The organism is Leifsonia sp. EB34 (genome assembly GCF_041260585.1).
In the GTDB taxonomy this organism is placed as follows: domain Bacteria; phylum Actinomycetota; class Actinomycetes; order Actinomycetales; family Microbacteriaceae; genus Leifsonia.
In genome coordinates, this window is record NZ_JBGCCV010000002.1 from 789,682 (window position 1) to 809,503 (window position 19,822).

Here is a 19,822-nt window from a genome sequence, read left to right on the forward strand (position 1 = left end):
ATGCGCGGAGCGGTGCGGCACGTGGAGTGGGTCGGCGACGAGGATCCGGAGCGGCTGGAGGCGGCGGTCGTCACCCTCGCGCCCGACCGACTGGACGCGCTCGGCACCTCCCGCACGACGGATTACGTCACGAGCTGGGCGCTGGAGACCGGGCCCGACTGGGTGACCTCCCGGCTGTCGGTCGCGGTGGACGGCCGTGGTTTCACCCGCTGGCTCGTCCTCACCCGCGACGCCCACGGCCGTTGGGATTCCGAGTCGTACACGCACGGCGACGACCGCTACCACGACGAGCCGATGGCCGCTCCGGGGATCGCGGATCCCGGGAGCCTGGGCGGCGCGCTCGACTGCGACCTGGCGCTCTGCCCCGTCACGAACACCATGCCGATCCTCCGGCTCGGCGCGCTGCAGGGGCTGGAGGAGACCGAGCTCACGATGGCGTGGGTCGACCTCCCGTCGCTCGCGGTGGTCGCGAGCCGGCAGGCGTACAGCGCGGCCGCGCCGTTCGACGCGGGGGCGGGCCGTTCGGTGGTGCGGTTCCGCAGCGTCGGCAGCGGGTTCATGGCGGACATCGGCGTGGACGAGGACGGCCTCGTCATCGACTACCCGCGCCTGGCCCGCCGCATCCGCACCCGCTGACGCCAGAAAGGCGGCGCGGCTCAGGGCGTGGGGGCGAGCGCGTCGTAGTCGCGGAAGCCCCGCTTGATGCGCACGATGGTCGCGACCAGTACCACGATCAGGAGGCCGCCGAGCAGCGGCGGGAACCAGAGCGCCCCGGTGAGCGCGAGCACGCCGATGTAGAGGTCGCCGAGCCGCGGGCCGCCGGTCACCACCACCGTGAACACGCCCTGCAGCCTGCCGCGCATCACGTCGGGCGCCGAGGCCTGCAGGATGGTCATCCGGAAGATCGAGCTCACGTTGTCGGCCGCGCCGGAGGCCGCGAGCAGCACGGTGGCCGCGATCAGCGCGGGGAGGTTCGCGTCGGCGATCGAGGCGGCGCCGCCGGCCGTCCCGCTGAACGCGACGACGGCGAGCACGATGCCGAAGCCGAGAATCGAGGCGCCGTAGACGATGATCGCCCGCTCCACCGCACGGCCCTGCCACCGGACGCCCCCGAGCCGGCCGGAGAACACGCTCGACACCAGCACGCCGACCGCGCCGGCCGCCGTCAGGATGCCGACCGTCACCGGGCCGCCGCCGATGAGCAGCGCGCCGACCGCCGGGAACAGCGCGCGCGGCTGTCCGAACGTCATCGCGATGAGGTCGAGCACGAACGTCATCGACAGGTTCGGCGCCGACTTCAGGAACCGCAGCCCCTGCAGCACCGAGGACAGCCCGGCGCTCTGCCGCTCGCCCTCCGGCACGATCGACGGGAGCGTGAAGATCCCGAGGAAGGCCGCCGTGAAAAGGATGACGTCGACCGTGTAGGTCCACGGGATGCCGACACTCGCGACCAGGAGGCCGGCGAGCGCGGGGCCGACGGTGACCATGACGCCCATGCTCATCCCGCCGAGCGCGCTGGCGGCGGGGAGCAGCCGCGCGGGCAGGAGGCGCGGCGTGATCGCCTGCCGGGTGGCGCCGATCATGACCGCGGCGACCGCGTTGATCGTCGTGAGGATGTAGAGCGGCCACACCACGGGAATGTGCAGCCAGGCGAACACGGCGATCCCGGCCGTGGAGGCCCACGCGGCGATAGCGGTGACGAGCGCGACCTTCCTGCGGTCGAACGCGTCGGCCAGCACGCCGCCGTAGAGCCCGAAGACGATCATCGGCACGAGCGCGAACAGCGCGACGAGGGAGACGGCCAGCGTCGAGTGCGTGAGGTCGTAGATGTTGAGGCCGACGGCGACGATGGTCATCTGGCCGCCGATGCCGGAGATCGCGCCGCCGATCCAGAGCCGGGCGAACGCCGGCGACTCCCTCAGCGGGCTGAGGTCGACGAAGTGCCGTGCGTGCGCGAGCCGCGGCTCGCTCGTATCGTCGGGCTCCTTAGTGCCGGGAGCCTGCCCGGCGCTCAGAAGCGCGGCTTCTTGCTGAGCGACACCGCCGCGAGGGAGAAGACGACGCCGGCGGCCATGAGCGTGACCGTGACGGCCTGCAGGACGACCTGGAAGAACGGCAGGAACGGGGTGACCGAGACCCAGAGCCAGAGGATCGCGCCGATCAGCGTGATGACGTAGCTGAAGGTGCGGCGCGCGTAGAGCGCGTTGAGCGACACGATGGTGCCGGCGACCGTCATCTGGAAGAGCGGCAGGAACGCGTGGGCGTTGCCGGTCCAGGTCGCGACCAGGCTGATGACGCCGAGCACGAGGGAGACCAGCACGACGAGGGTCGCGAGCAGGTTGCCGAGCATCGGCGGCAGCGTGGCGCTCAGGCTGCGGACGAGAGCGCTGTGCTCGGCGTCGATCTCGTTCTCGGTGCGGGGCTCGGCGATGATGTGCGTGGTCACGACGACGATCCTATCGCCCGTCCGGACACGCCCGCACGCCCTTCCGGCCCCGCGCGCGGCGGGTAGGTTGGATGCCATGTCGACTGACCGCCGCCGGAGGCCCCGGCTCAGCCTGCCCGACCGCGTCGTCCGTACGGACGAGGCCGTGGCCCGCCGGATCGGCCGTCGCACGACCGGGCAGGGGGTCGACCGGTTCTGGCGCCTGCTCAGCGGCGCCGCCGACCACGGCAAGCTCTGGTTCACCGCCGCCGCCGTGCTGGTGGCGCTCGGCAAGCCGCGGGCGGCGGCCCGCGGGCTCGTCTCGCTCGGTGTGGCCAGCCTGATCGCCAACGTCGTGGGCAAGCAGCTCGTCGGCGGCGACCGGCCGTCGCTGGCCGCCATCCCCGTCGCGCGGCGGCTGCACCGTTCGCCGACCTCCCCGTCGTTCCCGTCCGGGCACACCGCGAGCGCGGTGGCGTTCGCGACCGGGGTCGCGCTCGACTCGCCGGCCGCCGGGGCCGCGCTGGCCCCGCTCGCCGCGGGCGTCGGCTACTCGCGGCTGCACACCGGGGCGCACTGGTTCTCCGACGTCGTCGGAGGCGCCGCGATCGGCGCGGGCGCGGCGGTGCTGGTGAAGGCCGTTGGCCCGGCGCTCCGGAGGCTCCGCCCCGTCGTGCGCCCTGGCGCGCCGACAGAGCAGACGGTCGAGCTGCCCGTCCTCCCGCATGGCGCCGGCGCCTTCATCGTGGTCAATCCCGGCTCGGGCGCCGGGCTCGGCCGGCCGGACCCGCGACCGGTGCTCGCCGAGCGGTTCCCCGAGGCCCGCGTGCACGAGCTCCAGGAGGGCGACGACATCGCCGCGCTCGTCCGGGAGCGGCTGGGGTCAGAGGACCCGCCGCGTGTGCTCGGCATCTCGGGAGGGGACGGGACGGTGGCGGCGATGGCCCACGAGGCGCGCGTGGCCGGCCTCCCGCTGCTGGTGCTGCCCGGCGGCACGTTCAACCACTTCGCGAAGGCGATCGGGGCCGACACGCTGGAGATCGCGCTCGACGCGTTCGGCGCGGGCACGGGGCGACGCGTCGATGTCGCCGAGCTGCGCCTGGGGGCCGGCGGCGACGACGACGCCGCCGTGACGCGGACGGTGCTCAACACGTCCTCGGTCGGCGTCTACCCGGCGTTCGTCGCCGAGCGCGAGCGGCACGAGGGCCGCTGGGGCAAGCCGCTCGCGGCCGTGATCGCCGCCATCCGCGTGGTCCGGAAGAGCACGCCGGTCGAGCTGGAGGTGGACGGCCGCCGCCGGTCGGTGTGGTCGGTGTTCGTCGGGGTCGACCGCTACTACCCGGTCACCGTCGCCCCGATCGAGCGTCGGCGGCTGGACGACGGCCTGCTGGACATCCGCATCCTCGACGCGGGGCACACGCCGAAGACCCGCGGTGCGGTGGCGCTCGCGTTCGGTGGCCGCACCGACGCACTGGTGGCGCGGCTGCCGTTCCTCCAGGGTCCTCCGGTGATCGACGGCTTCACCGCGGAGCGGATCTCGCTGCGCACCCGCGACGAGGACCCGGGCTACGCCCACGACGGGGAGGCCTCCACCCGCACGCCGGGCGACGGGCTGGACCTGCGCATCCTGCCCGCGGGGCTCGCGGTGTACGCGCCGGTCAGCTCTCTTTGACCACCTGGTCGACGCGCTTGTCCGGTCGCAGGCCGCGCCAGGACGGCTGACGCAGCCGGTCGGTGCCCGTCCACTCGGCGAACTCGACCTCCCCGACGTACTCCGGCCGCACCCAGTGCGCGCCCCGTGCGTCGGCCGACGGGACGCCCTCCAGCGGGGGAGTCGTGCGCGGGTGCGCGGCCAGCTTCTTCGCCAGGTCGTCGAGCATCGCGTCGGTGAACCCGGTGCCCACCTTGCCCACGTAGCGCAGGCCGTCGCCGTCCGGGATGCCGAGCAGCAGCGCTCCGATGCTGTTCGCGCGGCGTCCGTTGCCGGGGGTCCAGCCGCCGATGACGACCTCCTGCGCGAGGTGGTGCTTGATCTTGATCCAGGTGCGGGAGCGGCGGCCGCTCGCGTAGGTGCCGTCGCGCTGCTTCGCCATGACGCCCTCCAGGCCCAACTCGCGCGAGGAGGCGATGGCGTGGTCGACGTCGCCGGCGAAGGCCGGAGGCACCTGCACCGGGTCGTCCTTGGGCGGTCGCAGCGTCTCCTGGAGCGTGGCGCGGCGCTCGTCGTAGGGGTGGCGGCGGAGGTCCTCGCCGTCGAGTTCCAGCAGGTCGAAGACGAAGTAGTGCGCGGGCGCCCGCTCGGCCGCCGCGCGCACCTCCGCCGGTCGGGTCAGGCCCATCCGGGTCTGCAGGAGGCCGAAGTCGGGCCGGCCCTGGGGAGTGAGCGTGACGATCTCGCCGTCGAGGACGAGCTCGTGGTCGCCCGCGAGCCCGGTGAGCCCGGCGAGGTCGGGGTAGGTGGCGGTGACGTCGATGCCGTTGCGGGTGTTCAGCCGCAGGGCGCCGTCGCGGACGACGGCGATGGCGCGGATGCCGTCCCACTTCATCTCGAACGCCCACTCGGACTCGTCGTGGATGTCGGCGCGGGAGCCGAGGGTGGCGAGCATGGGGGAGACGGGCGGGTCGGTGATGGGGGCGGGCGACTTCTTCTTCGTCGCGCCGACCTTCACCCCATCGGCCTCCTTCATCAGATGGATGAGCCAGTTCTTCTCGTCGCCGCCCTGCTTCGTCGCGATGAGCGCGAACTTGCGCGGCTCGCCGCCGAGCCCGCCGTCCGGCTGCCCGTGCAGGGTGGCGATGACCTCGTCGTCGCGCCACTTCTCCAGCTCGTACTCGCCGTGGTCCCAGATGTCGACGTGGCCCGCGCCGTACTCGCCGTGCGGGATGTCGCCGGCGAACGTGCCGTACTCCAGCGGATGGTCCTCCACATGCACGGCGAGGTGGTTCTGCTTCGGGTCGGTCGGCGGCCCCTTCGGCAGCGCCCAGCTCACGAGCACGCCGTCGTGCTGCAGCCGGAAGTCCCAGTGCAGCCGCCGGGCGTGGTGCTCCTGGATGACGAACGAGCGGCCGTCCACCGCGTCCGGGCTGACCGACGGCACCGGCTCCGGCGTCTTGTCGGCGTCGCGCTTCGAGCGGTAAGTCGTCAGCCGGTCGGAGCCCGCCGCACTGATTCCCTCATCGCTGATGCCCTCGGCCGCTGCCCGCCCCGCCGACAGGTCCGCGAGCGGGTCGCCGCGGCGTTTCACCCGCTCCAGCACCTCCGTGTACTCCAGGTGTCGCAGGTCCTTCGAGGCCAGCTCCCGCCAGGTCCGCGGCGCCGCCACCGTCGGCCGGAACCGGCCACGCAGCGAGTACGGCGCGATGGTCGTCTTCGCGCCGTTGTTCTGGCTCCAGTCGACCAGCACCTTGCCCGTGCGCAGCGCCTTCTTCATGTCGCTGACGACCAGGTCGGGATGGTCGGCCTCCAGCGCCCGCGCCAGCTCGTGCGCCACCGCGGAGACCTGGTCGCTGGTCTGCGATCCGTCGAGCGGCGCGTAGAGGTGGATGCCCTTCGATCCGCTGGTGACCGGCAGCGGGTCGAGCCCCATGTCGGCGAGGATGGCGCGGGCCAGCCGGGCGACCTCCGCGCAGTCCTGCAGCGTCGCGCCGTCGCCCGGGTCGAGGTCGAGCACCAGGCGGTCGGGGTTGTGCCGTGCCTCGCCGCGGCCGACGCGCCACTGCGGCACGTGCAGCTCCAGCGACGCGATCTGCGCCAGCCACACCAGCGTCGCCCGGTCGTTGACCAGGGGGTAGGTGTTCTCGCTGGTCTTGTGCCGGATGGTGCGGGTCTTCACCCAGCCGGGCGTGGAGGCCGGGTCCAGGTTCTTCTGGAAGAACACCTCGCCGGGCTTCTCCGGCGTGCCGACCCCGTGCACCCAGCGCTTGCGGGTGGCGATGCGGTCGCGCGTGTGCGGGATCATCACGTGGGCGATGGCGCTGTAGTAGCCGATCACGTCGGCCTTGGTGGTCCCGGTCTCCGGGTACATGACCTTGTCGAGGTTCGTCAGCTTGAGCCGGTGACCGTCGATCGAGACGGTCTCGGTGTCCTCCGCAACCATGCCGATACCGTACGCCGTGCGGCGCGCCCGGGGCAGATGCGGCATCCACTGTTGAATTTCCGCGGAAGCGCGGACACGATGGTGCCATGAGGGCCATATGGACGGGAGCGATCACCTTCGGGCTGGTCAATGTGCCGGTGAAGGTCTACAGCGCGACCGAGGACCACGACGTCGCGCTGCACCAGGTGCACGACGCCGACGGCGGGCGCATCCGCTACAAGCGCGTGTGCGAGATCGACGGCAAGACGATCCCCTACGAGCACATCGCGAAGGCGTACGACGACGGCGAGCGGACGGTCATCCTCACCGCGGAGGACCTGGAGTCGCTGCCCGCCGAGCGCAGCCGCGAGATCGACGTCGTGGAGTTCGTCCCCAACGACCAGCTCGACCCGATCATGTTCGACCGCAGCTACTACCTGGAGCCGGACTCCAAGTCGCTGAAGGCCTACGCGCTGCTGCGGAAGACCCTGGAGGACGAGGACCGCACCGCGATCGTCAACTTCGCGCTGCGGCAGAAGACCCGGCTGGGCGCGCTGCGCGTGCGCGGCAACGTCCTGGTGCTGCAGACCATGCTGTGGCACGACGAGATCCGCGCCGCCGAGTTCCCGGCGCTGGAGACCACTCCGCGGATCACCGAGCGCGAGCTGTCGCTGTCCTCGGCCCTGATGGAGAGCTTCGCGGGCGACTTCGAGCCGGAGAAGTTCAGCGACGAGTACCAGGAGGAGCTGCGCAAGCTGATCGACGCCAAGCTCGAGCAGGGCGAGACGATCGACACGGCCGCCACCTTCGGCGAGGAGGCCGAGGAGGCGAAGAAGGGCGGCGGCGAAGTCATCGATCTGATGGAGGCGCTGAAGCGCAGCGTCGAGCGGAGCCGGGGAGGCGGGTCCTCGAAGGCGGCCGCGGAGAAAGCACCGGCGAAGAAGGCACCGGCGAAGAGTGCACCGGCGAAGAGTGCCGCCGCGAAGGCCGGCGCTGCGAAGGCGGAGAAGGCTCCCGCCAAGAAGACGAAGAAGCCCGCGTGACGCGCCTGCGCCGCAGCGACCCGTCGGGGCCGGGGTATGCCCGCCGTTCGTCTGCCAAGGGTCCGGTGTACGAGGACGAAGCGGGCAACCGCATCGTCGACGAGCGGGAGCTGGAGCGCATCCGCTCGCTGGTCATCCCGCCGGCCTGGCAGGACGTCTGGATCTCCCCGGACGCCCGCGGCCACATCCAGGCGGTCGGGACGGACGCGGCCGGGAGGCGGCAGTACCTCTACCACGAGTCGTGGCGGCTGCATCAGGACCGCATCAAGTTCGAGCGCGCCGCCCAGCTGGCCGAGACTCTGCCCGGCGCTCGCCGCAAGGTCACGATGGATCTCCGGCAGGAGGGATTCGGGCGCGACCGCATCCTCGCGGCGGCGTTCCGGATCATCGACCTCGGCAGCCTCCGGATCGGCAGCGAGGAGTACCTGCACGCCAACGGCAGCCGCGGCCTCACCACCCTGCTGTGCCGGCACGTCGCGATCGACGGGGACGAGGTGACCCTGACCTTCCCGGCGAAGTCGGCGCAGAAGTGGTCGAGCACGATCGTGGACGCCGACCTGGCCGAGCTGCTGGCGGAGATCGTGGCGGTGCGCGGCCAGCGCTCCCGGCTGCTGTCGTGGAAGGACGGAACCTGGCACAACATCCGGCCGGCGTCGCTGAACGAGTACATCCAGCGGCAGACCGGCGGCGAGTTCACGGCCAAGGACTTCCGGACGCTGCACGGCACCATCGTCGCCGCGAAGGCGCTCGCCGAGCTGGGCCTGGCGACCAAGGAGGCGCAGCGCGCCAAGCGCGTCACGGCCGCGGTGGCCGAGGCGGCGCAGGCGCTCGGCAACACCCCGGCCATCGCGCGCAACAGCTACATCGACCCGCGGGTGTTCGACCGCTACCGGTCGGGGGAGGTCATCGACGCCCGCGGCGGCCGCGCTCCCGAGCCCGCGCTGCTGGAGCTCCTGAGCTGACCGCTAGCGCTTCGCGGCCGACTGCGCCGGCGTCCCCGCCGACAGCGGCGCCGCAATGTCCTCCAGCGACTTCCGCTCCGCGTCCACGCCGAGGAAGAGCTCTACCAGCCCCGCCGCGATCATCAGGCCCGCTCCGATGTAATACCCGAACGCGACGGACTGGATGCCGCCGCCGATGAGCTGGCCGAACAGGATCGGGCCGACGATGCCGCCCGCCGCGGTGCCGACCGCGTAGAAGAAGGCGATCGCCATGGCGCGGGTCTCCATCGGGAAGATCTCGCTCACGGTCAGATAGGCCGCGCTCGCGCCCGCCGAGGCGAAGAAGAACACGACCATCCAGCAGACCGTCAGCCAGACGGCGTCGAGCGCGCCCGCGGAGAACAGCAGGGCGGTGCCGATCAGCAGCACGCCGGAGCCGACGTAGCACAGCGTGATCATGAACCGGCGGCCCACCGAGTCGAACAGCCGGCCGAGCAGCAGCGGCCCGAGGAAGTTGCCCACAGCGATCGGCAGCAGCGACCACGGCGCGACGTCGGCTGGCACCTTCAGCAGGTTCGTGAGCACGAGCGCGTAGGTGAAGAACACGGCGTTGTAGAGGAACGCCTGGCCGATGAACAGCGACAGCCCGAGGATCGAGCGCTTCGGGTACTGGTGGATGCCGACCCGGATGATCTCGCCGAACCCGGTCGAACGGCGCTGGTGGATCTCGATGGCCTTGTCGTCCGGCACGACCTCCAGGGCGGAGCCGCGCTCCTTCTCGATGTCGCGTTCGATCCCGGCGACTTCCTTCTCTGCCGCCTCGTCGCGGCCGTGGATGAACATCCAGCGCGGCGACTCCGGCACGTTGCGGCGCACCAGCAGGATGACCAGGCCAAGCACCGCGCCGAGGCCGAAGGCGATGCGCCAGCCGATGTTCGCCGGGAAGATCGCCGTGTTGAGCAGGAAAACCGTGAGGACGGCGCCGAAGGCGGTCCCGAGCCAGTACGAGCCGTTGATGGCGAGGTCCACCACACCCCGGCGGCGGGCGGGGATGAGCTCGTCGATCGCAGAGTTGATCGCCGCGTACTCGCCGCCGATGCCGGCGCCGGTGAAGAACCGGAACACGAAGAACATCCAGGGCGCCACGGAGAACGCGGTGAGCACGGTCGCGAGCAGGTAGAGACCGAGCGTGACGATGAAGAGCTTCTTGCGGCCGAACCGGTCGGTGAGGTAGCCGAAGAACAGCGCGCCGACGCACGCGCCGGCGACGTAGATCGCCGCGGCGAGGCCGACCTGCGCGGTGGTGAGCCCGAGTCCGGACGAGGGCTCGGTGAGCCGGCTCGCGATTGCTCCGACAATGGTGACCTCGAGACCGTCCAGGATCCACACCGTGCCGAGCCCCACCACGACGAGCCAATGGAAGCGCGACCAGGGGAGGCGGTCCATTCGGGCCGGGATGGAGGTCCGGATCGTCTTGAGTCCGGTGTTCCGCTGAGAATCCGATGATCGCTCGCTCATCTTCAGGACAGTACGAGCGTCCCGTTTCGGCCTGCAGGCCCTTGACAACCGCGTATTCGAAGACATCCGAGCATTTGCGCGAAGGCAAGCGACACGTCTAGCGGGGTGTACCACGCTTGTCAACCCCTTGTTGGGGGACTGAGCAATCTGATTCCGTTAGGTACCGAATCGAGGCAGAAATTCACTGCCCACGATGGAATGGGATGACACGATGACGACGCTCGAAGTGACCAATGATCCAGTTCGCGATTACCTCAATTCCATTGGAAGAACCCGCCTGCTGACGGCGGACGAGGAAGTCGCCCTGGCCAAGCGGATCGAGGTGGGCGTGCTCGCCGGCGACCGCCTGGCGACGCGCCCCGGACTGACCCCGCGCGAGAAGCGGGAGCTGCAGTACCTGGCCGACGACGGCAAGCGCGCGTTCGAGCGCTTCATCGAGGCGAACCTCCGCCTCGTCGTCAGCATCGCCAAGCGGTACGCCGGACGCGGGCTCGCGGTGATGGACCTGATCCAGGAGGGCAACCTCGGCCTGGTGCGCGCGGTCGAGAAGTTCGACTACCGCACCGGCAACAAGTTCTCCACCTATGCCACCTGGTGGATCCGCCAGTCGATCCTGCGCGGCATCGCCGACACCGCCCGCCTGATCCGCATCCCGGTGCACACCGTCGAGAAGATCGACAAGCTCGACCGCATCCGCCGCGACCTGGGCGGGGAGCTGGGCCGCACGCCCACGCTGGAGGAGATGGCGGAGGCCGCCAACCTAACGCCGGCCGAAGTCCACAAGCTGCAGATGAGCGACTCGGAGACCGTATCGCTGGCCGTGCCGGTCGGCGAGAACGAGGGCGCCGAGCTCGGCGACCTGATCGAGGACGGCGACGCCCCCGGACCGTCGGAGTCGGTGGAGGTCGAGTTCCGCCACCGCGACCTGGAGGAGCGCCTCCGCGAGCTCCCGCCGCGCGACGCCAAGGTCGTCCGGATGCGCTTCGGGCTCGACGGCCAGAAGCCGATGACCCTGGACGAGGTCGGCGCGGTCTACGGCATCACCCGCGAGCGCGTGCGTCAGCTCGAGACCCGCAGCCTCAAGCGGCTGCGCAGCCCCGAACTGCTCGAATACCTGCGCTGAGCGTCGCGCAGGACACACTCCTGGGAACCCCGGGCTCCGGTTGAGACGAACTCAGCCGAGCGCGGGGTTCTCGTGTTCTACGACAGCCTGCTCGAACGGGATGTCGCCGGGGTGGTCACCCTCGGCGGCCTCGGCAGCGCCCGTGTCCTCGGCGCCTGCCTCCGCGTCCGCGGGGCCCGCGACGGTCTCCGCCACGGGAGCCTCGGCCGGCCCGGCGGCTGCGAGTGGTTCGTCTGATTCCGGTGTCATGGCGCGCCTCCGTTCTGCCACGATCACGGCCAGGATAGGGGCGGCCCGGGAGGCGATCAAGCATCGCTGAACTTCTCCCAGCGAGTTGGCGGCGACGACGCCAGCCGGCGCGCGATCAGCGCGGGGTCATCGCCCGGGAGGCGAGTCGGCGTTGACCTCGTCGGCGCCGAGCGCGCCGATCTCCTCGGTGAGCTGGAGCCCCTGGGCGCTGTTGGAGGACAGGGTGAGCTGTTCCAGCCACTGCTTGTTGATGGAGGGCTGGCGACCGCCGCTGTAGCGGAACAGCAGCGGGATGGCCGGGTCGACCCAGATGGCGCTCCGGCCGTCGCCGACGCCCTGCTCGTCGCGCCAGGAGAAGAAGAAGCCTTCCTTGCGCCGCAGCTTGAGTCCGACGACGATCTGGAGGTGCGCGAGGACTCTGTCCTCGAATCCGATCTCGGTCGTACCGCCGTAAACGAGCTTGCCCATGCGAGAACCGTACCGGAATCCCGGTCGATGCAGCCATTCGGCGCGGGAAAACCGCCCGGAGGGATTTTCCTGCGCCGGGGGTAGGGTCGGGCCGTGGAACCTCGACGCGTCCTCGTCACCGGCGCCACCGGCTACATCGGCGGCCGGCTGGTGCCCCGCCTCCTGGAGCGCGGCTACCGCGTCCGGGTGCTGGTGCGCTCGCCGCTCAAGCTCACCGACGTGCCCTGGGCGCCGGACGTCGAGGTGGTGAGGGGCGACCTGCACGACCGCGCGTCCGTCGCGGAGGCGGTGCGCGATGTCGACGTCGTGTACTACCTCGTGCACTCCATGCGCGCGACCGGCGACTTCGACGAGGAGGAGGCGGACGGCGCGCGCGCCGTCGCCGAGGCGTCCGCGGCGGCGGGCGTCGGCCGGATCGTCTACCTCGGCGCGCTGCACCCGGACGGGCCGCTGTCCCGGCACCTGCGTTCGCGCGTCGCCGTCGGCCGCATCCTCCTGGACTCCGGCGTGCCCACGGTCGTGCTGCAGGCCGGCGTCGTCATCGGCTCCGGCTCGGCGTCGTTCGAGATGATCCGGCAGCTCACCGACGTCCTCCCGTACATGCCGGCGCCGCGCTGGGTCCGCAACCGCATCCAGCCGATCGCGGTGCGCGACGTGCTGCACTACCTGCTGGCGGCCGCCGAGCTGCCGCCGGAAGTGTCGCGCGCCTTCGACATCGGCGGCCCCGACATCCTCCGCTACGGGCAGATGATGAACGGCTACGCGCTGGAGGCCGGGCTGCGGGAGCGCCCCATCGCCTCGCTGCCCGTGTTCACCCCGTGGCTGGCGTCGCAGTGGGTGAACCTCGTCACGCCGATCCCGCGGGCGCTCGCCGTGCCCATCATCGAGTCGCTGCAGTACGACTGCGTGATGCGCGAGCACGACATCGACGCCGTGATCCCGCCGCCGGAGGGCGGTCTCACCGGGTACCGGGCGTCCGTCCGGCTCGCGCTGGCGCGGCTGAGCGCCGGGACCGTCGAGACGAGCTGGCAGGACGCCTCGGTGTCCGGGGCTCCCAGCGACCCGCTGCCGAGCGACCCGGACTGGTCGGGCCACACCGTCTACACCGACGTACGCGAACGCACCAGCGCCGCGCCGCCGGAGGAGGTCTGGCGCGTCATCGAGGGGATCGGCGGCGACCGCGGCTGGTACTCGTTCCCGCTCGCCTGGGCGCTGCGCGGCTGGCTGGACAAGCTGGCGGGCGGCGTGGGCCTCCGGCGGGGGAGGCGCGACGCCGACCGGCTGCAGACCGGGGACGCGCTGGACTGGTGGCGCGTCGAGCGCCTCGACCGCGGCTCATCGCTGCGGCTGCGCGCCGAGATGCGGGTCCCTGGCCTGGCCTGGCTGGAACTCGGCGTCACGCCGGACGGCGCCGGGTCGCGTTACCGTCAGCGCGCCGTGTTCTTCCCGCACGGGCTCGCCGGCCGGCTCTACTGGCTGGCGATCCTGCCGTTCCACGGCATCATCTTCGCGGGGATGGCCGAGCGGATCGTCGTGGAGGCCGAGCGGGCGGCGCGCGCCGAGCGGGCGCGCGCCGAGGCTGCGGGAGGGGTCACTCCGGCGGAGCCGTGACGAGCGTGGTGGCGGCGAGGTCGTGAAGGAAGCGCGTCACGATCTCGCGCTCCGCTGAGCTGAGCGCGCGGGCGACCTCGAAACGCCGGGCGTGCTGCATGCCCATCGTCCGGCGCACCTGACGGTGCGTTTCCTCGGTGATCTCGACCGTGACCGCGCGTCGGTCGGTCGGGTGCGGCCTGCGGACGATGTGCCCGGCCCGCTCCAGCCGGTCGAGCAGCTTGGTGACGGAGGCGGTCGAGATGTGCAGGTGCTCGGCGAGCGCACCGGCGGTGACCGCGACGTTGGCGTTCCCGGAGGCGATGATGTAGCGCAGCGCCTTCATGTCGGTCTCGTTGAGCTGCATCGCGGTGCGCGACTCGAGGCTGAGCCGCTGCTCGGCCTCCCGCCAGCCGCGGACGGCGTCCAGGACGCCGATGACCTGCTGCAGCTCGTCGTCGCTGAGGTCGTCGTGGCGCACGAGTTCCTGCCGCGGGTCGATCACCCGCGGGTCGATCAGCGACCCGGAGATGCGCCGGGCCTCCTCTTTCGAACTCATGCGGCCATCCTATTGCCTCGCGTAAGAAGCGTGCTAAGTTATTTGCTAACCAGGCTAGGTAAAGGAGGTCGATATGACCCAGCTTTGCCCGGAACTCACGGAGCACCGCCCCCACGCGGAGTCCACTGCGCCCGACCCCGTCGAGGAGGACCTGCGCTCCGTCGAGCGCGAACTGTCCTCTTTCCTCGCCGCACGCGAACGCGACGCCGCGCGCTACGGCGAAGAATACGCCCGCCTGTGGCAGGCCGTGGCGGAGTCCTCCCGCGGCGGCAAGCGGCTCCGGCCGCGGCTCGTGCTGTCGGCCTTCCACGGTCTGGCCGGCGCCGCGGAACCCGCCGCCGCAGAACCCGCCGCCGCAGAACGCGCCGCCGCGGTCCAGACCGCGCTCGCCTTCGAGCTCCTGCACAGCGCCTTCCTGCTGCACGACGACGTGATCGACGGAGACACGGTGCGCCGCGGTCGTCCGAACGTCGCAGGCGAGTTCAGCGCCGACGCGCTCTTCCGGGGAGCCGGGTTCCCCCGCGCCCGGCTCTGGGGCGAGTCGGCGGCCATCCTCGCCGGCGACCTGCTGCTGCACGCCGCCGCGCAGCGCGTCGCGCGCCTGGGGGTCGAGGAGGCCACACGGTCCCGGCTGCTGGACCTGATCGACCGCTCCGTCTTCGTCACCGCCGCGGGGGAGCTGGCCGACGTCGGCCTGGCCACCGGGATGTCCGCCGGCGCTCTGCCCGACGTCCTCGCGATGACCGCCCACAAGACCGCCGAGTACTCGGTGTCGGGGCCGCTCGCCGCCGGCGCCCTCCTGGCGGGCGCGGACGACGGCGTGGTGGAGCTGCTCGGCCACTACGGCCGGCTGGTCGGCGTCGCCTTCCAGCTCGGCGACGACCTGCTCGGGGTGTACGGCGACGCGACCGTGACGGGCAAGACCGTGGTCGGCGACCTGCAGCAGGGCAAGGAGACGACGCTCATCGCCTTCGCGCGCGGCACTGCGCAGTGGCCCGAGCTGGAGCCGCTGTTCGGGCGGGCCGACCTCGGCCCCGACGACACCGCCGAGCTGGCAGCAGGCCTCGAACGCTGCGGGGCGCGCGACTTCGCCGAGCGCCTCCTGGCCGACCAGGTCGCCGCGGCCGTCGCGGTGCTCGACACCCCGCTGCTGCCGTCCGCCCTCGCCGCGACGCTGACCGGCGTCGCCCACGGCTGCGTCGGGAGGACCGCATGACCCGCACCGAGCCGTCGGCGTCGGAGACCTCTCCCGACGGGCGCCCGGCGCTCGTCACCGTCACCGACACCGACCTCACGCTGTACAGCCGGGCCGCCCACCGCAGCGCCGCGACGATCATCCACGAGTACTCCACCTCGTTCGGGATGGCCACGCGGCTGCTGTCGCCGTCCGTCCGCCCCCTGGTCGAGGACGTCTACGCGCTCGTGCGGGTCGCCGACGAGATCGTCGACGGCGCGGCGGCCGAGGCCGGGCTGACCACCGAGCAGATCGGGGAGGTGCTGGCGGCGCTGGAGGACGACACCGAGCAGGCGCTGCGCACCGGCTACAGCGCCAACGTCGTCGTCCACGCGTTCGCCCGCGCCGCGCGCTCGGCCGGCTTCGGCGCGGAGCTGACCCGGCCGTTCTTCGCCTCCATGCGCCGGGACCTCGACCCGGTCGACTTCAGCGCGGACGAGCTGAGCGCCTACGTCTACGGCTCCGCGGAGGTCGTCGGGCTGATGTGCCTCGCCGTCTTCCTCGCCGACTCGCCGGTGCCCGACGCGACCCGGCGCCGGCTGGAGGCTGGCGCGCGCCGGCTGGGCGCGGCGTTCCAGAAGATCAACTTCCTGCGCGACCTCGCCGTCGACTACGCCGAGCTCGGCCGCAGCTATTTCCCCGGTATCGACCCCGCACGCCTCACCGAGCGGCAGAAGCTCGCCCTGGTCGTGGACATCGACTGCGACCTGGGCGCCGCGGCGGACGCCATCCCGGAACTGCCGGAGAACTGCCGCCGCGCGATCGCCGCCGCCCACGGCCTGTTCTCGGAGCTGAGCGACCGGATCCGGCGGACGCCGGCCCCCGAGCTGCTCCAGCGCCGGGTGCGGGTGCCCAACGCCACGAAGCTCGCGATCCTGCTGCGGGCCTCCACCGGGGTGCTGCGGTGACGGAGCGTCCGATGGCCGAGGGCCGAGTCGTCATCATCGGGGGCGGCATCGCGGGACTCGCCACCGCGGCGCTGCTCGCGAAGGACGGCCGCCGGGTCACCCTGCTCGAGCAGCACGACGTTCTGGGCGGCCGGGCCGGGCTCTGGGAGGCGGACGGCTTCCGCTTCGACACCGGCCCGTCCTGGTACCTGATGCCGGAGGTGTTCGACCACTTCTTCCGGCTGCTCGGGACCAGCGCGGCGGAGCAGCTCGACCTCGTCACCCTCGACCCCGGCTACCGGCTGTTCGCGGAGTCCGGCGGCGCTCCACTGGACGTCCGGGCCGACGGCCGGGGCAACCGCGCCCTGTTCGAGAGCGTGGAGCCCGGCGCCGCAGCCGCGCTCGACCGCTACCTGGCGAGCGCGGCCGAGACCTACCGGCTCGCCGTCGACCGCTTCCTCTACGCGACGTTCGCGACACCTGGCCCGCTGCTGGACCCCGCCGTCCTCCGCCGCGCCGGGAGGCTGGCGCGGCTCCTGCTCGAACCGCTCGACCGCTACGCCGCGGGTTTCGTCCGCGACACCCGGCTTCGTCAGCTCCTCGGCTACCCGGCGGTCTTCCTCGGCACCTCGCCCGGGCGTGCGCCCAGCATGTACCACCTGATGAGCCATCTCGACCTGGACGACGGGGTCCGCTACCCGCTGGGCGGCTTCGCCGAGCTGATCCGGCGGATCGCGGCGCTTGCCGAGGCCGCGGGCGCCGACCTGGTGACCGGGGCGCGGGTGACCGCGATCCGCACGGAGCCGGGGCGGGACCGGAAGGCCCGCGCCACCGGCGTCGAGTACGTCGACCGCGCGGGAACCCCACGGGTCGCGGAGGCGGACATCGTGGTCTCCGCAGCCGACCTCCACCACACCGAGACCGAGCTGCTGCCGCCGGCGCTGCGCACCCACCCCGAGCGGAGCTGGGACCGCCGCGACCCGGGCCCCGGCGCCGTGCTCGCCATGCTCGGCGTCCGCGGGTCCCTCCCGGAGCTCACCCACCACAACCTCTTCTTCACCACCGACTGGGAGGCCGGCTTCGCGCGCATCTACGGCGCACGCCGCGGCTTCGGCCGCGGCACGGTGATCCCCGACCCGGCGTCGCTCTACGTCTGCAAGCCGAGCGCGACCGACCCCGGCGTGGCGCCGCAGGGCTCCGAGAACCTCTTCGTGCTCGTCCCCGTGGCCGCCGACGTCTCGATCGGCCGCGGCGGCGTGGACGGCGCGGGCGACCGGCTGGTGGAGAAGACGGTCGACGCGGCGGTCGCCCAGGTCGGGGCGTGGGCCGGCATCCCGAACCTCGCCGACCGGATCGTCGTGCGCCGCACGGTCGGGCCCGACGACTTCGCGCAGGGCTTCAACGCCTGGATGGGCGGCGCGCTCGGGCTCGCGCACACCCTCCGGCAGAGCGCGTTCTTCCGGCCTGGCAACGCGTCCAAGCGGGTCGACGGCCTCCTGTACGCGGGATCGTCGACCATCCCGGGGATCGGCCTCCCGATGTGCCTGATCAGCGCGGAGCTCGTCCTCAAACGCCTGCGCGGCGACGACAGCGCGGCGCCGCTGCCGGAACCGCTCCGCCAGGCGACCGCGGGAGAACGGGTCCCGTGAGCGTCGCCTACCTCGCCTGCCTCCTGGTCGCACTCGGTGCGCTCGTGCTGCTCGACCGGCGGTTCGCCCTGGTCTTCTGGCGTGGCGGCGCGGCACGGCGGGCCGGGCTGGTGCTCGCGGCCGGGCTGGTCTTCTTCCTCGCCTGGGATGTGCTCGGCATCGCGCTCGGCGTCTTCGCCCGCGGGCGCTCCCCGTTCATGACCGGGATCGAGCTCGCGCCGCAGCTCCCGCTGGAGGAGCCGGTCTTCCTGGCGTTCCTCTGCTACCTGACGCTGGTCCTGCTCTCCGGGACGCGCGCGCTGCTCGACCGGCGGGAGCGCGGATGACGTACCCCCTGCTCAGCGCGGCGTTCCTCGCGCTCGCCGCGGCCGTGCTCGTCGCCGGCCTCGTGCGCGCGCCGGACCGCGCGCGCCTCGTCCGGCGGTGGACCGTCCCGGCCGTCGTGTCCGGCGCGATGCTGGTGGTGCTCACGGCCGTCTTCGACAACCTGATGATCGCGGCCGGGCTGATGACCTACGCCTCGGCCGCGATCTCCGGCGCGCACCTCGGCCTGGTCCCGATCGAGGATCTCGCCTATCCCGTCGCCGGGCTCCTGCTGCTCCCCGGTCTCTGGCTGCTGCTTCGGCCGAGGCCCGAGGAGTCGACCAGCGCTCACGAACCGACGGCGGACGCCCGCACCCACGACCGGAGCAGCCGATGACCACGACCCTGGCTCCGTCCGCCGCGCGCCAGCTCCTGCTCGCCTCCCGCCCGCTGAGCTGGATCAACACCGCCTTCCCGTTCGCCGCCGCCTACCTGGTCACCACGGGCCGGGTCGACGCCGTGCTGATCGTCGGCACGCTCTACTTCCTCATCCCGTACAACCTGGCGATGTACGGGGTGAATGACGTGTTCGACTACGAGTCGGACCTGCGCAACCCGCGCAAGGGCGGCGCGGAGGGCGCCCTGCTTGACCGGGGCATGCATCGGCGCACACTGATCGCGGCCGCTGCGACGAACGTGCCGTTCCTGGTCTTCCTCGTCCTGGTCGGCTCGCCGCTGTCCTGGCTGGTGCTCGCGGCGAGCGTCTTCGCCGTGCTGGCCTACTCGGTGAAGGGGCTGCGGTTCAAGGAGGTCCCGTTCCTCGACTCGGCGACATCGAGCTTCCACTTCGTCAGCCCGGCGCTCTACGGCCTCGTGCTCGCCGGCGCCGTCTTCACCCCGGCGCTCTGGCTGCTGCTGCTCGCGTTCTTCCTGTGGGGCGTCGGCAGCCACGCGTTCGGGGCGGTGCAGGACGTCGTCCCCGACCGGGAGGGCGGCATCGCCTCCATCGCGACGGTGCTGGGCGCCGCCCGGACCACGCGGCTCGCGGTCCTCGCCTGGGCGGCCGCGGGCGTCGCGATGCTCGGCGCCGCGTGGCCCGGCCCCCTCGCCGCCGTGCTCGCGGTCCCGTACCTCCTCACCGCCGCGCCCTACTGGTCCGTCCCCGACGAACGCGCGAGCGCCGCCAACCGGGGCTGGCGGCGCTTCCTCTGGATCAACTACGCGTGCGGGTTCGTCGTGACGCTGCTGCTGATCGCGTACGCGCTGGGGTCGTCCCGCTAGCCGTTCTGCGGAACGAGCTGCTGGAGGCTCCAGCCGTTGCCGTCCGGGTCGGTGTAATAGACGAACCGGCCCCAGGGCTGCTCGTCGACGCCCTGCGCCTCGACGCCGTTGCTGCGCAGGTGCTCGAGCGCGGCGTCCGCGTCGGGGATCACGATCTGCAGCCCCTTCATCGTGCCAGGCTCCATGTCGGTCAGCCCGTCGCCGAACGCGATCGAGCAGGCCGAGCCGGGAGGCGTCACCTGCACGAAGCGGAGCGTGTCGGTGACGCGCTGGTCGAAGTCCGCGTGCCAGCCGAGGGCGTCCACGTAGAACGCCTTGGCCCGGTCCGCGTCGGTGACGGGGACGATGATGAGCTCGATGCGCCAGTCGCTGATGGTCATGATTCCTGCTCTTTCCGATCGGTGTGATCCCAGGCTAGAGCGACATGCGGTCAGGTTCCGTCCTCAATCGAAATCGAGCGAATCCACGGATCCGCC

General features: G+C 72.1%; 20 protein-coding genes. 12 read left to right on the forward strand and 8 right to left on the reverse strand.

Features of this window, described 5'->3' with window-relative positions:
• Positions 1–636, forward strand: a complete 636-nt coding sequence (locus ABIA36_RS13260) for a putative glycolipid-binding domain-containing protein (RefSeq protein WP_369962936.1) — start codon at positions 1–3, stop codon at positions 634–636.
• A gap of 20 nt (positions 637–656) precedes the next feature.
• On the opposite strand, the gene ABIA36_RS13265 is transcribed toward ABIA36_RS13260, so the two are convergent.
• Both ABIA36_RS13265 and ABIA36_RS13270 read right to left on the reverse strand, forming a co-directional pair.
• On the reverse strand, positions 657–1,922 hold the full coding sequence (locus tag ABIA36_RS13265; protein ID WP_369963751.1) for an MFS transporter: 1,266 nt from the start codon (positions 1,920–1,922) through the stop codon (positions 657–659).
• 89 nt (positions 1,923–2,011) lie between these two features.
• Positions 2,012–2,446 carry a hypothetical protein gene (locus tag ABIA36_RS13270; RefSeq protein ID WP_369962937.1) on the reverse strand — a complete coding sequence of 145 codons (435 nt, stop codon included), beginning with the start codon at positions 2,444–2,446 and terminating at the stop codon, positions 2,012–2,014.
• A 76-nt stretch (positions 2,447–2,522) separates the two neighbouring features.
• On the opposite strand from ABIA36_RS13270, the gene ABIA36_RS13275 reads away from it, so the two are divergent.
• Positions 2,523–4,097, forward strand: a complete 1,575-nt coding sequence (locus tag ABIA36_RS13275) for a phosphatase PAP2 family protein (protein ID WP_369962938.1) — start codon at positions 2,523–2,525, stop codon at positions 4,095–4,097.
• On the opposite strand, the gene ABIA36_RS13280 is transcribed toward ABIA36_RS13275, so the two are convergent.
• Positions 4,084–6,522 carry an ATP-dependent DNA ligase gene (locus ABIA36_RS13280; RefSeq protein ID WP_369962939.1) on the reverse strand — a complete coding sequence of 813 codons (2,439 nt, stop codon included), beginning with the start codon at positions 6,520–6,522 and terminating at the stop codon, positions 4,084–4,086. The genes ABIA36_RS13275 and ABIA36_RS13280 overlap by 14 nt on opposite strands.
• Positions 6,523–6,608: 86 nt before the next feature.
• On the opposite strand from ABIA36_RS13280, the gene ABIA36_RS13285 reads away from it, so the two are divergent.
• Together ABIA36_RS13285 and ABIA36_RS13290 are read left to right on the forward strand one after the other, a co-directional pair.
• On the forward strand, positions 6,609–7,544 hold the full coding sequence (locus ABIA36_RS13285; RefSeq protein ID WP_369962940.1) for a Ku protein: 936 nt from the start codon (positions 6,609–6,611) through the stop codon (positions 7,542–7,544).
• Positions 7,541–8,506 carry a DNA topoisomerase IB gene (locus tag ABIA36_RS13290; RefSeq protein WP_369962941.1) on the forward strand — a complete coding sequence of 322 codons (966 nt, stop codon included), beginning with the start codon at positions 7,541–7,543 and terminating at the stop codon, positions 8,504–8,506. The genes ABIA36_RS13285 and ABIA36_RS13290 overlap by 4 nt, the downstream gene beginning before the upstream one ends.
• Positions 8,507–8,509: 3 nt before the next feature.
• Here the strand turns inward: ABIA36_RS13290 and ABIA36_RS13295 are convergent, their stop codons facing one another.
• Complete coding sequence (locus ABIA36_RS13295) at positions 8,510–9,931, reverse strand: MFS transporter (protein WP_369963752.1); 1,422 nt, start codon at positions 9,929–9,931, stop codon at positions 8,510–8,512.
• A gap of 283 nt (positions 9,932–10,214) precedes the next feature.
• Between ABIA36_RS13295 and ABIA36_RS13300 the strand changes: the two genes are divergently transcribed.
• The gene (locus tag ABIA36_RS13300) at positions 10,215–11,126 is read left to right on the forward strand and encodes a sigma-70 family RNA polymerase sigma factor (protein ID WP_369962942.1); all 912 of its coding nucleotides are present in this window, start codon (positions 10,215–10,217) and stop codon (positions 11,124–11,126) included.
• Positions 11,127–11,177: 51 nt separating this feature from the next.
• Here the strand turns inward: ABIA36_RS13300 and ABIA36_RS13305 are convergent, their stop codons facing one another.
• The gene (locus tag ABIA36_RS13305; RefSeq protein WP_369962943.1) at positions 11,178–11,375 is read right to left on the reverse strand and encodes a hypothetical protein; all 198 of its coding nucleotides are present in this window, start codon (positions 11,373–11,375) and stop codon (positions 11,178–11,180) included.
• A 126-nt stretch (positions 11,376–11,501) separates the two neighbouring features.
• Positions 11,502–11,843, reverse strand: a complete 342-nt coding sequence (locus ABIA36_RS13310) for an ATP-dependent DNA ligase (RefSeq protein WP_369962945.1) — start codon at positions 11,841–11,843, stop codon at positions 11,502–11,504.
• A 93-nt stretch (positions 11,844–11,936) separates the two neighbouring features.
• Between ABIA36_RS13310 and ABIA36_RS13315 the strand changes: the two genes are divergently transcribed.
• Positions 11,937–13,454: an SDR family oxidoreductase gene (locus ABIA36_RS13315; protein ID WP_369962946.1), complete on the forward strand. Its 1,518-nt coding sequence runs from the start codon at positions 11,937–11,939 to the stop codon at positions 13,452–13,454.
• On the opposite strand, the gene ABIA36_RS13320 is transcribed toward ABIA36_RS13315, so the two are convergent.
• Positions 13,435–13,992 (reverse strand): MarR family winged helix-turn-helix transcriptional regulator, encoded by a 558-nt coding sequence (locus tag ABIA36_RS13320; RefSeq protein WP_369962948.1) that lies wholly within the window; start codon positions 13,990–13,992, stop codon positions 13,435–13,437. The genes ABIA36_RS13315 and ABIA36_RS13320 overlap by 20 nt on opposite strands.
• Positions 13,993–14,065: 73 nt before the next feature.
• Here ABIA36_RS13320 and ABIA36_RS13325 point away from each other — a divergent pair, with 73 nt between their 5' ends.
• Genes ABIA36_RS13325 through ABIA36_RS13350 form a run of 6 tightly spaced genes read left to right on the forward strand, consistent with a single transcriptional unit; the run spans position 14,066 to position 19,346 of the window.
• Positions 14,066–15,208, forward strand: a complete 1,143-nt coding sequence (locus ABIA36_RS13325; RefSeq protein WP_369962949.1) for a polyprenyl synthetase family protein — start codon at positions 14,066–14,068, stop codon at positions 15,206–15,208.
• On the forward strand, positions 15,205–16,134 hold the full coding sequence (locus ABIA36_RS13330; RefSeq protein WP_369962950.1) for a phytoene/squalene synthase family protein: 930 nt from the start codon (positions 15,205–15,207) through the stop codon (positions 16,132–16,134). Before ABIA36_RS13325 ends, ABIA36_RS13330 begins: the two co-directional genes overlap by 4 nt.
• Positions 16,135–16,145: 11 nt before the next feature.
• Entirely contained in the window at positions 16,146–17,762 is a 1,617-nt protein-coding gene (gene crtI, locus ABIA36_RS13335) for a phytoene desaturase family protein (protein ID WP_369962951.1), read from the forward strand.
• A complete protein-coding gene (locus tag ABIA36_RS13340; RefSeq protein WP_369962952.1) occupies positions 17,759–18,088 on the forward strand; it encodes a lycopene cyclase domain-containing protein in 330 nt (109 codons plus the stop codon). Before crtI ends, ABIA36_RS13340 begins: the two co-directional genes overlap by 4 nt.
• A complete protein-coding gene (locus ABIA36_RS13345; protein ID WP_369962954.1) occupies positions 18,085–18,462 on the forward strand; it encodes a lycopene cyclase domain-containing protein in 378 nt (125 codons plus the stop codon). Before ABIA36_RS13340 ends, ABIA36_RS13345 begins: the two co-directional genes overlap by 4 nt.
• Positions 18,459–19,346, forward strand: coding sequence for a prenyltransferase (locus tag ABIA36_RS13350; RefSeq protein WP_369962955.1), 888 nt, complete (start codon positions 18,459–18,461; stop codon positions 19,344–19,346). The genes ABIA36_RS13345 and ABIA36_RS13350 overlap by 4 nt, the downstream gene beginning before the upstream one ends.
• Here the strand turns inward: ABIA36_RS13350 and ABIA36_RS13355 are convergent.
• The gene (locus tag ABIA36_RS13355) at positions 19,343–19,726 is read right to left on the reverse strand and encodes a glyoxalase superfamily protein (protein WP_369962957.1); all 384 of its coding nucleotides are present in this window, start codon (positions 19,724–19,726) and stop codon (positions 19,343–19,345) included. The two genes, ABIA36_RS13350 and ABIA36_RS13355, sit on opposite strands and share 4 nt — an antisense overlap.
• Positions 19,727–19,822 lie beyond the last annotated feature (96 nt).